Source organism: Leptospira venezuelensis (assembly GCF_002150035.1).
Lineage (GTDB): Bacteria > Spirochaetota > Leptospiria > Leptospirales > Leptospiraceae > Leptospira_B > Leptospira_B venezuelensis.
The window spans coordinates 649660-660271 of record NZ_NETS01000008.1 but is presented as its reverse complement, the minus strand read 5'-3'; the positions used below and the strand labels follow the sequence as shown (position 1 = coordinate 660271).

Below are 10612 nucleotides of genomic sequence, written 5' to 3'. Positions count from 1 at the left end.
CGCATGAACATCCATATGATGATCAGCAACAGCTCAATTCACAGTTATATTCTATTGTTGAAGTTTATTTAAAAAGCCAGAGTTAATAGCTCTGGCTTTTTTGTTTTATAAGGGGAGGAAAAGGAGTATTAGGATCTTAGAATGTTCGGAAATCTTAAGGACGCACTTTCCAGAGATCGTTCTGAAATTCATTATTCCCGTTTGAGTCAATACCCTGTCCTCCGAAGAGCCAAATATTTCCTTTTGAATCCGTCCATCCATTTAGCCCGACGCGACCTCCTGGATAATAGTCAGTTCCTGCTTCTCCTTTTGGTCCGAAATTGCCTGCTTGCACTGCGAGATTCGTTCCTCCTTTCCAGGTCCATTTCTTTCCGTCGAAGATCCAAAGATCATTCAATTGACCGAAATTGCCGGTTGAATCTACTCCGAAGCCTCCAAAAATCCAGATCTTACCGTTCGGCAGTTTTCCTCCGGTTCCGTTACTTCTTGAGCCTATAATATTATTCGAACTAGTGATGTTCTTCTTACCGTAAACTCCCGTTTGATCTGGCGTATTGGAACCGCCTACCCAAGTCCAATTTGTTCCGTCGAATTTCCAAACATCATTCCAATTGCCATCGTAGCTAGATCCTCCGAATAACCAAAGATTGCCAGAAGAATCGACCCAAGATATTGAATCTCCTCTAGAGGAAGGAATATTGCTAGCAGATGGAACATTTATCGCTCCCCAATTTCCATCTCCGGGACCACCTATCGTTTTGAGCCCTGCCACCCAGGTCCAATTGGTCCCATCAAATTTCCATAGATCGTTTAGGGTTGATGGAGTGCCAAAGGATTCTTCAAGGCCGGCATTTGCTCCGAATATCCATATCGTACCGGATGAGTCTATCCATCCTGTTGCCCCCTGCCTTCCTCCCGGAAAATTGGCAGAATTTGCAACACCCTTTGTGCCATAAATTCCGTTAGTATTTTTAGTATTAGGCCCGGCCACCCAGGTCCAATTTGTTCCGTCGAACTTCCAAAGATCGCTGAAACATTCTGAACTATTTATATTACCGCAACCTCCGAAAAGCCAAAGATTTCCAGATGAGTCTACCCAAGTAGTGCCGCCCATTCTGGCTCCTGGAGTATTTGTAGGATCGGTAACACCTTTCGTTCCATAGATACCATTTGCATTGACTGTGTTGGATCCTTTTACCCAAGTCCAATTAGTCCCATCGAATTTCCAAAGATCGTTCAATCGTCCGAAACCTGTCCCCGGATCCCTTCCCGTACCACCGAATAACCACAATTGATTAGAGGAATCTGTCCATTGCATTGCGTCCTGGCGTCCGCCGGGAAAATTTGCTGGGTCTGTGATTCCTTTTGTGCCATAGACACCTATACCATAACCGCCGCCTACTGTATCGGAAGATCTTCCGCTGATCCAAGTCCATGTGGCTTGAGAAATACTCTGAGTCCCACCTAATAATGCGAGTAAGCCGAGAGAATTATTTCCTCCTCCTTCCGAGCAGGAGAGAAGGGATATAACGAAAATAGAATATAGAATTTTTGTTTTTCGAATCGAAGAAATCATACGCATGTTCCCAAAAGAGATGAGACAATAATATCAGATCTTCCTGAAGAGTGGTATTCGTACTAATACGAATACTTTTACGTAAATAAGTAGTTATACGGTAATTTACGCTCTGTGGTACACCGGATCAATTCTTCAGAATATCCCCCGTTGCTTTTCGAGAGGAGTCCGAATTCGCGGAAAAATACTTAAGCAAATGCTTGACTATTTTTCAACTGGCGCTATACTTAAGCAAATGCTTAACAATTCTTCCTTGGATAGGATCTTCTATGCCTTATCCGATCCAACTCGCCGTGATATTGTAGAGAGACTTAGTAAGAGACCGGCATCTGTGAGTGAGCTTGCCAGTCCTCTGGCAATGAGCATGGCTGCTGTTGTCCAACATGTGCAAATTTTGGAAGAAAGCGGTTTAATCAAGACCCAAAAGATAGGTCGTGTGCGTTCATGCATGGTAGAAATGAATTCATTGGACCTGATCGAGAACTGGTTGAATCAGCGCAGAAAATTCTGGGAAAGGAATTTTGATCGATTGGGAGAATTTTTAGAGAAAACGGAGAAAGGTAAGAAGTAAATATGGAAACATTGAAAGTTGCTCATGAAATTTTTAGCATAGAAAGAGTGTATCAATCAGACCCGGAATCCGTGTATTCTGCATGGAGCAATGTAGAAGCAAAATCAAATTGGTTTATTGGTCCTGGAGATTGGTCCGTCGTGGAGAGAAAATTGGATTTTCGAATTGGTGGAGAAGAAATTTTACACGGTCGTTTTCCAAACGGAAAAGAAACCTTATACAAAGCCAGGTTTTCCGATCTGATCGAAAATCAACGGATCGTTTTCGTTTATGATATGATCTTAAGTGGAAAGATTCATTCAGTCTCCATTGCGTCTGTTGAAATAGAGAAAATTGATTCTTCTAATACGAAACTTACATTCACAGAGCAGGTCGCATTTTTGGACCAAACTATCGGGAGAGAAGGTGTAGCCTCCAGAAGAGAAGGTACTTTGGCACATTTAATAAGATTAACCGACTATCTCGTAAAGGTTAAATAAGGAGAACCGTAATGAAAATTTCAAAGATTACATATTATATTTTTATACTATTTTTAGTTGTTGATTGTTCCTCTGGAAAACCTTTTCAACTCCGCGAAACACCGCCCACGATTACATCTGAAGCAGTCGAAAAGGGTCTTGCTCCTATCAGAGATATCCAGATGTATTATGAGATCCATGGCAAGAAGGACGGGATCCCGCTCGTTCTACTAAATGGTGGAGGTTCCACGATAGAAGTAACTTACAGTCGGATTCTGCCTCTTCTCGCTCAAAATCGTAAAGTGATCGCTCTAGATGAACAAGGACATGGAAGAACTACAGATAGAAATGCGCCTGTAAGTTTCGAAACTTCTGCGGAAGATGTGATTGCTCTTCTTAAGTTCTTAAAAGTAGAACAAGCAGATATTTTCGGCTTTAGCAATGGCGCAAGTGTTGCCATGAATGTCGCGATCCGATATCCGAAATTAGTCCGTAAACTTATATTCGCCTCTTCAATTACCAAGAGAGAAGGAGCATATCCTCTGTTCTGGAATTTTATGAAGAATGCTACTTTCGAAAATATGCCACAGGCGCTTAAAGAAGCTTTTCTAAAAGTAAATCCTGATCCTCAAAAATTGCACACTATGTATGAGAAAGATGCTGCGAGAATGCGTAATTTCAAAGATCTTAACGATAAAGATATTAGAACTGTTGGAATTCCAACTTTAATCTTACTTGGGGATAAAGATGTCCCTAAATTGGAGCACGCAGTTGAAATGGTTCGAATGATCCCCAAAGCAAGACTTTTGATTTTGCCAGGAGGGCATGGTGATTATTTAGGAGAGGCGATCATGTCTCAAGGAAAGGATCGATACCCCGAATTGACCTCTGCTTTGGTCCAAGATTTTTTAGATTCTCCCTAAAGGTAAGATCAAAATCCGAATGGAGGCAGTCTATTTTCTAAATATAGATCGGGGAATTAAATGCTAGATTGGATTACAAACTGGGTTGAAAATCGTAAGACGATACAAAGAGGAAAGGAATTATTTTCTAAGATCGAAAACGGAGACAGACAAGGTTTCAGAAAAATTTTGGACCTGATTCCCAATAAAGGAGAACTAAAAGAATGTACTAAAGGCCTTCTCGGCTTTTGTGCATCTGAGATCCAAGATCCGTTTTATTTGGAAACTTTGCTGAACGCTGGGTTGGATCCGAATCTCCCGGACGGAAATGGGATTTTTCCTATTCATAAAGCTGTGGAAAACGGGAAAATTAAACCTGTACAGATCTTATTGGAACATGGAGCTGATCCAAACGTTTCCGATCCAAGAGGTGTGACTCCATTACATATTTCTTATAGTTACGATGGCCTCTCTGATATTTCTGAGCTTCTTATCTCAAACGGCGCAGATACAGAGAAGAGAGATAATTTAGGCAAGAGATATTTAATGTAATTCACTAATATTACGTTAGACTTTACCTCTAATGGGATATATTTGCATATATCCTTATTAATAAAATTTAGAATCTTTCTTTTACGATTGTCTTTTACTGTCACTGTATTTCAAAATGCGATCCAAGCATTATTGAATGGTGGAAAGGCTTTGTCGACATTGAAAAAAAAAGACCAAATCGGGAAAGGCAGTGAATGCAGTTGGCTCCTTTAAATATCTATTTCCTCCAGAAAATATAATAGTCACAATACCATAAATAATCTAAAGTAAAGTTATTCTTACTCATTTTCTTTATTTAAAAATTCTTTAAGATGCCTAACGAAGGCGAATAACTTCAAAAAAAGGAAAATTCTTAGTCAGATATAACTTTTTTCTGGCTCTACCAGAGGAAGAATGATTAATTGTGAGATGTGAATGAAGTATTTCACTCTTTCTGCATTCTTGAAAAATAATTGAAATAGCTGGAATTTTTTATGAGTTACGAAGAAGTATTAGATCGCCGATTACGAAAATCTTTTTGGCGAATTCCGGTTTATACTGGGATCTTGGCTTCTTGTCTGTATCTATTTCTTTTATACTTTCACGAAATGTTTATTTCCGGAGGGATTTGGATCCTTCCAATCAGTGGTTTATTCTTACACTCTTGGATGATACTTCTTGTTCACGAAGGAACTCACAGAAATTTAACCGGTTCAAAATACGATCGATTGATTTTGAATCTTGCAAGCGCTTTCGTTTTTCTTCCTTTTTATGGAGAACCTTTTAGGCTTTCTCACCTAAAACATCATGCAAAGACAAACCTTCCCGATGATCCGTTATGGCCAAAGTGGAAATTGGAATTGTTTAGAAAGAATCGTATTCTTTATGTTTTGTTGGAATTCCTACCATTGGTCTCTAGTATTTTTTCTTTGCTTTGGAAATCTTCTTCTGTGGCTGTCCGGAAAGATAATAGACCTGGCTTTTCCCGTGAGGCTTTTTTCTTCTTACTTCTATCCTTTATCATTTCGGGAATTCTGTTCAATTGGCTTCGGCCTAATCTATGGTTTATTTTCGGAACATTCTTTTTTGCAAACCTCTGGGGTTGTTTTCGTCATTGGTGCGAGCATACAGGATATTCGGAGAAGAGAGAAAGTAATACATTCTATTTTCCCTTAGGGTTTGGGATAGGGAATCATGAGATCCATCATGAAAATCCGAATCTTTCCTGGCTTAGTCTTTCGCGTGGACTGCTAAAGAGGAAAAAGAATATTTCAATTTTTGAATGTTTTGCGGGAATTTGTTTTTCTAAAAAATACATTCACTACGCGGCGACAAAAGAAAACGGTGCTTCTTTATTATCTTCTTCGGAGCTTAAATGACTTCTTATACCAAATACATTCCAAACTGTATTACGATTTTACGTTTTTTAACTCTTCCCTTCCTTGCTTATTTGATTTATAAGAATGATCGCTTTTCTTTCTCTTGGCTTTTTTTTGTCGCTTTATTAAGCGATATCGCAGACGGACTGATCGCGAGAATTTTTCGTTTTCAATCTGAGTTCGGAGCAAAATTGGACTCTTGGGCAGACCTTCTTCTTTTTTTCGTTGGGATTGCGGGTATATTAACTTTCGAACCAGTATTTTTTTACGAGTATAGGATTTGGATCTCAATCGTTTTAATCTTATACTTTGGCGAGATGATTTATTCCTTATGGAAGTTCCGAACCATTTCTAGCTTTCATACCTATGCGAGTAGAGTTGCCGCTTATTGTATCGGGATATTATTTATGACTCTATTTTGGTTCGGTACCTTTTCTCCCATTGTATACATTTCTTTCTTCGTGAGTTGTTTTGCTTATGCGGAAGAGATTCTCATCTTAAGAATACTGGACGAACTTCGCTCTAATGTGCGTGGATTATATTGGATACAAAAAGAAAAGAGGAAAATTTAAATGGGAAATTCGGTTGCGATTGTAAATGGAAAACTTCGCAAGGAAAAATCGGCGATTGATTCATTAGTCCGGTCAAGACTAGAGAATGAGGGAATACGGCTTTTGGAGACTCAATTTCCGGGGCATGCAAAAAATCTAGCCCAAAAGGAAAGAAACAATTCTGAGATCATCGTTGTCGGAGGGGATGGAACTTTACATGAAGTGCTCTCTTCTTTAAAACCTCCCTTTCCTAAGATACGCTTGATCCCAGCTGGAACAGGGAATTCTTTAGCGAGAGATTTCGGTTGGGAAAAATGGAACCGTAAAGAAGAGAACTTGAGCCTAACAAAGGACGCTATATTAGATCTATTGCAAATAGACGTTAGGACAAAGGAAGAAACTTTTCTATGTTATTCCGCAAGTACGATTTCCTTTGGCTTTCCCGCTGCAGTTACTGAAATCGCAAACTCCAGATTCAAAAAATTAAAGAAATATTGTTATCCTGTGGCGGCCGGTATTGGAGTATTTTTTCAGAAAAGAAAAATATATGAAGTATCTTATGACAGCGAGCCTACAAACAGAATTCCTTTAACAGGATGTATTCTGAATAACACCAGACATGTCGCGAATTTTTTGGCATTTCCAAATGCAAAAGCAAATGATGGAAAATTAGAAGTTTTGGAACTGAACTCTGGAATTTTCGGACAGACTATACATAATCTTTCCGTTCTTTCTCGAAAATACTTTTATGAACCAAAGGCTCCTTTTCAAGTAAATTCAGTAGTAGTAAATTTCGAATCTCCTGAGATCCTTATGGTAGATGGCGAAATTTATAAAAACGTAATTTCTTTTTCTGTAAAAGTTCTCCGCGAGTCTTTGAGGTTGTATGGCCCTAGATAAGGAATCTTTACCTGTTTTAGGTTTTGTAATTTTCGGCTTTTTGGTAGGAGGGGTTTGGTTTTTTCATTCATCCAAAGGGCGTTCGAAAGAAGAAAGGGCTTTGAGATTTCGAAAGTATTGGTCTTATGCTTTCATTGTTTCCTTGTCCTCCTTATTTGCCATATGTGGCGGGTATTTCTGGCTCGGATTTATTCTGCTTCTTTTGTTGCTTGGAGGTATTGAACTTATTCAAACTCTTTCTATTGGAAGACCTGTCCAATTTTTTTCCGTTTTAGGAATGTTTCTACTATTAGGGATATTAGCATGTTTTTCGTATTCGATCCTCTCACCTAAATTGTGTTTATGGTTGTATTTAGGAATCGCTGGATTTGATGCCTTTAGTCAGATCGTAGGTCAAAGTTTTGGAAATACAAAAATTGCTCCTAGGATTAGCCCAAATAAAACTTGGGAAGGATTTATGGGAGGGTTATCTTATCTTTTTCTATTTTCCGGATTCGTGTTTTCCTTTTGGGGAAATTTTTCTTGGAAATGTATTTGGATTCTTCCTCTTTTCGGATTTTTAGCTTTAACCGGAGATTTGGCTGCAAGCTGGATCAAGAGAAAAGTTTCGATAAAAGATTTTTCTTCCGTACTTCCCGGGCATGGAGGTTTTCTTGATCGATTCGATTCTTTCCTTTTTACTCTAAGTCTCTGGACTTTCATTTCGATCTATTTCGAGGTTTTCAGAGATCCTTGGAATTAAAAGAGGATAAGTTTAAGGTTCCATCTCTAATAATCTTTTGAGTTTTCGAATATTCTTATTCTCAGGATCTATCTCTTCTGCGGATTTTGTGAAGCCGATGGCTTCTTCCCTGTTTCCTAAAAGTCGATTTAGATCTGAAAGATGTACCAGATTTTGCACATTCATAGGCTGCATTTGATTTACCATCATTGCCGCTTCTAAGGATTGTGCTAAGTTGCCGATACGTTTTTCTGCAATAGAAAGATAATACCAAAGTTCTGCTGTATCTGGGTCCTGAGTTAGATATTTACTTAGAACTTTTACTGCTAACGGATAATCTTTTTCCTTAAAGCTGATCAAACCGAGTAGTTTGTTCAATTTCTGGTTATTATTATCTGTTGCATATGCATCCAAAAGAATGGAGATCGCTTTTTGAGCCTCACCATTTCGATATAATTCTTTTCCTTCTTTATAAAGACTTTGCAGAACTACCTTATCTGCAAAATCATTTCGATCTTCTCCCTGTTCTATTGAAGGTACATTTACTTCTTGGAAGCCGATCCTTAGGATAGAGAGGTCATCGATGACTTCTCCAATGCTTCGGATATTCTTTTCGATGGATTTGATATCACCGTGAGATTTTTCTACCACATCTAAGAAAACGTTTTCGTCTTCGTTGATAATCCTTTTTCCGTTCTGTATGGATAATAGAAGATCGTCTCTCCCATCGGAAGCTAATATAATTAGATCTCCAGGATGAAGCTGGAATTTTTTCACCTTGAACTCGAATTCTGAATCTAATCCTAATTTACGAAGTTCTAATGTATTTTCTATAAATGAAGCCTTCCCGTCTCTATATAAAACGGAGAATGGATGTTCTGCGTTCCAGTAGAACATTTCGCCTGTTTCGTCGTCGATCAATGCAACTGTAGCCGAGATGACCATAGTTCCGTCGAAACTTTTGAAAACAGAATGGATTTCCAGATAGGTCTCGGTTAGCCATTCTTCAGGGGTTTTAGAAAGAACTCTTTTATTGGCGGCAGATCTTGCCATGATCGAGTTCATTACAACTCCCATGACTAAGGAGCCTCCAGCTCCTTGCATTGATTTTCCCATAGCGTCGCCATTCATTGCCATGGTGAATTTTTTGTAATTATCAGGAGTTCCTAATCTTAAATTTCCGGTTAAGCAGATATCTCCTCCAAGTTCTCCTTGCTTATTGCGAAATTCGAAATATTTCTTTTGTCTAATAAGAAAGCTGGTATTGATTTTAGAAGACTTGTTTGCATTATAAAAAAGAGGTTTTGCGAGAAGAGAAGTTAAGAAATAGTCCCCATCTTGTTGGATTTTCAGTCTTTGGACTTCTTCCATTTTTTCTTGGACTTCTTTTGTGCGCTCTTCTACTTTTTCTTCCAAATGATCTGCATGTTCCTGCAATTGTTCTCTTGCGCCTCGGATAGAATCCACCATCGAGTTGAATGACAATGACAGAAAGCCAATCTCGTCCATTGCCTTGATCGGGACGTTTACATTTAGATCTCCATGATTCACCTTCTCTACACCTGCTAATAGATTATTAAGAGGATGGATCAAACTCATTCGGAGTAAGATCGGGAAGGCGATCAATATAAAGAGAGTAGTCCCAAGGATTATCAGAATTAACCAGCGAGCAACATCATGGATCACTTGTCTAAATTCTGCATAAGCAAACCCGACTTCATATCTTGTTTGACCAATTACGAAATCATAATGGATATAAAAGTCTCCTGCGACTCTATAAAGTCTAGAGTTTAAAGGAAGATTTGTTTCTTTCATTTCCTTGAGAGTGATTGTTTCTAATTCGGATTCAGATTTTCCTTTATGGATCTTTTTATTCTTTTCAATCGCTTCTTTAAGCTGCTGACTTTTGTAATACTTCTCTCCTTCTTTTAGGATGGTTTGATTTAAACCGTCTTTTGAAAAAAGGATCTCATATTTATGGTCAAATATTCCCGGCCCAACTGGGCGAGATAAAACGTATCTTACATTTGGGGGAAAATTTGTGTCTCCATTTCGGATCTCGGTTTTTACCGAATTCATCTCAACTAAATCTTCTTTTTCGATAGATCTATCTGTTGAGAATAACGTAATATAACTAATTGCTCCTAAAGCTAGTACGACAGTAACGACTGCACTCGAGAGAATTTTTCCCATAAAACTTGTGGGTTCTGGTGAGTGATTCAAGTAGGCGCTTTGTATAAAAAATATCGTAATTACTGATAGTATGAAATATGTGATTGCATAAGTGTCGTAAGATAGAACTCCGGACTTGTTCAATACGTTATTGTAAGCATTTAAAATGTTTAAGATAACAGTCCCTAAAAATGCTCTTAATGCAATCCCTTCTTTTCTGGCTGGAAGGAGGATCCTCATGAAATTTAGAGGAAGAAATAAAAGAGTCTTTACTAGAACACGAATGGGGAGAGCTGAAGAGCTAACCGCAGTATTCCATCTTTGGAATATACCTGTATAACGAGAAAAGTGTATAGTTTTCCGGATAAGAATAACAGTGCTGATTATGAAACACAAAAGAATTGCAAAACTCGCCTCTCTTCCAAAGTCAAAACTATAATGGTGGGCCGAGAATAGATAAATCTTTTCCATTCCGGTAGTTTTGATAATAAAATGAATCCAAGCCGCTAAAGCGATTACCAAACTTAAAGGAATGACGATCTTGGATTCCTTTGGATAAATATTTCGTGGAAAATTGTAACAGAAGCCTATAAATCCTACGATCCCGAAGATCACAAAAACTGTAAGGTATCTATGGTAAGCGGCTAACGGATTAAATATGGAATAAGAGAGAAAGTAACCTAAGAACATGATCCCATATCCCATATACATTATGATTAAATAATATGTTGGTAATGTCCTGTTCTTCTTGAATATCAAGAATCCGCTCAGAACGAAGGTTAAAAGGAATAAGGAGAAAACTCCGCTTGCATGATGGGAGAAAAGAATGGAGGCTTCCATATCGGACTTGT

Annotated in this window: 10 protein-coding genes; 8 read left to right on the top strand and 2 right to left on the bottom strand. The window is 38.4% G+C overall.

Translation table 11 applies throughout. From position 1 onward, the window contains the following. Nucleotides 1-154: 154 nt before the first annotated feature. Nucleotides 155-1576, bottom strand: a complete 1422-nt coding sequence (locus B1C82_RS07110) for a Kelch repeat-containing protein (RefSeq protein ID WP_086446926.1) — start codon at nucleotides 1574-1576, stop codon at nucleotides 155-157. A gap of 235 nt (nucleotides 1577-1811) precedes the next feature. Here B1C82_RS07110 and B1C82_RS07105 point away from each other — a divergent pair, with 235 nt between their 5' ends. The 8 genes from B1C82_RS07105 (at nucleotide 1812) to B1C82_RS07070 (ending at nucleotide 7610) form a co-directional block, all read left to right on the top strand. After that, nucleotides 1812-2147 carry an ArsR/SmtB family transcription factor gene (locus B1C82_RS07105; protein ID WP_086446925.1) on the top strand — a complete coding sequence of 112 codons (336 nt, stop codon included), beginning with the start codon at nucleotides 1812-1814 and terminating at the stop codon, nucleotides 2145-2147. 2 nt (nucleotides 2148-2149) lie between these two features. Beyond that, complete coding sequence (locus tag B1C82_RS07100) at nucleotides 2150-2626, top strand: SRPBCC domain-containing protein (RefSeq protein WP_086446889.1); 477 nt, start codon at nucleotides 2150-2152, stop codon at nucleotides 2624-2626. A gap of 11 nt (nucleotides 2627-2637) precedes the next feature. Next, complete coding sequence (locus B1C82_RS07095) at nucleotides 2638-3528, top strand: alpha/beta fold hydrolase (protein WP_086446888.1); 891 nt, start codon at nucleotides 2638-2640, stop codon at nucleotides 3526-3528. Between the two features lie 60 nt (nucleotides 3529-3588). Further along, nucleotides 3589-4059, top strand: coding sequence for an ankyrin repeat domain-containing protein (locus tag B1C82_RS07090; RefSeq protein ID WP_086446887.1), 471 nt, complete (start codon nucleotides 3589-3591; stop codon nucleotides 4057-4059). A 473-nt stretch (nucleotides 4060-4532) separates the two neighbouring features. Beyond that, a complete protein-coding gene (locus B1C82_RS07085; RefSeq protein WP_086446886.1) occupies nucleotides 4533-5417 on the top strand; it encodes a fatty acid desaturase family protein in 885 nt (294 codons plus the stop codon). Next, entirely contained in the window at nucleotides 5414-5989 is a 576-nt protein-coding gene (locus B1C82_RS07080) for a CDP-alcohol phosphatidyltransferase family protein (protein ID WP_086446885.1), read from the top strand. Before B1C82_RS07085 ends, B1C82_RS07080 begins: the two co-directional genes overlap by 4 nt. Then, complete coding sequence (locus tag B1C82_RS07075) at nucleotides 5990-6868, top strand: diacylglycerol/lipid kinase family protein (protein ID WP_086446884.1); 879 nt, start codon at nucleotides 5990-5992, stop codon at nucleotides 6866-6868. It begins immediately after the preceding gene. Then, the gene (locus B1C82_RS07070; RefSeq protein WP_086446883.1) at nucleotides 6855-7610 is read left to right on the top strand and encodes a phosphatidate cytidylyltransferase; all 756 of its coding nucleotides are present in this window, start codon (nucleotides 6855-6857) and stop codon (nucleotides 7608-7610) included. The genes B1C82_RS07075 and B1C82_RS07070 overlap by 14 nt, the downstream gene beginning before the upstream one ends. Before the next feature lie 12 nt (nucleotides 7611-7622). Here B1C82_RS07070 and B1C82_RS07065 read toward each other — a convergent pair whose 3' ends face one another. Then, entirely contained in the window at nucleotides 7623-10601 is a 2979-nt protein-coding gene (locus tag B1C82_RS07065; RefSeq protein WP_086446882.1) for a SpoIIE family protein phosphatase, read from the bottom strand. Nucleotides 10602-10612: the final 11 nt, after the last annotated feature.

Bases quoted from the DNA above. Each gene is read 5' to 3' on its own strand.
- B1C82_RS07100 (WP_086446889.1), top strand. From the start codon at position 2,150: ATGGAAACATTGAAAGTTGCTCATGAAATTTTTAGCATAGAAAGAGTG.
- B1C82_RS07075 (WP_086446884.1), top strand. From the start codon at position 5,990: ATGGGAAATTCGGTTGCGATTGTAAATGGAAAACTTCGCAAGGAAAAA.
- B1C82_RS07110 (WP_086446926.1), bottom strand. From the start codon at position 1,576: ATGATTTCTTCGATTCGAAAAACAAAAATTCTATATTCTATTTTCGTT.
- B1C82_RS07070 (WP_086446883.1), top strand. From the start codon at position 6,855: ATGGCCCTAGATAAGGAATCTTTACCTGTTTTAGGTTTTGTAATTTTC.
- B1C82_RS07080 (WP_086446885.1), top strand. From the start codon at position 5,414: ATGACTTCTTATACCAAATACATTCCAAACTGTATTACGATTTTACGT.
- B1C82_RS07095 (WP_086446888.1), top strand. From the start codon at position 2,638: ATGAAAATTTCAAAGATTACATATTATATTTTTATACTATTTTTAGTT.
- B1C82_RS07085 (WP_086446886.1), top strand. From the start codon at position 4,533: ATGAGTTACGAAGAAGTATTAGATCGCCGATTACGAAAATCTTTTTGG.
- B1C82_RS07065 (WP_086446882.1), bottom strand. From the start codon at position 10,601: ATGGAAGCCTCCATTCTTTTCTCCCATCATGCAAGCGGAGTTTTCTCC.
- B1C82_RS07105 (WP_086446925.1), top strand. From the start codon at position 1,812: ATGCTTAACAATTCTTCCTTGGATAGGATCTTCTATGCCTTATCCGAT.
- B1C82_RS07090 (WP_086446887.1), top strand. From the start codon at position 3,589: ATGCTAGATTGGATTACAAACTGGGTTGAAAATCGTAAGACGATACAA.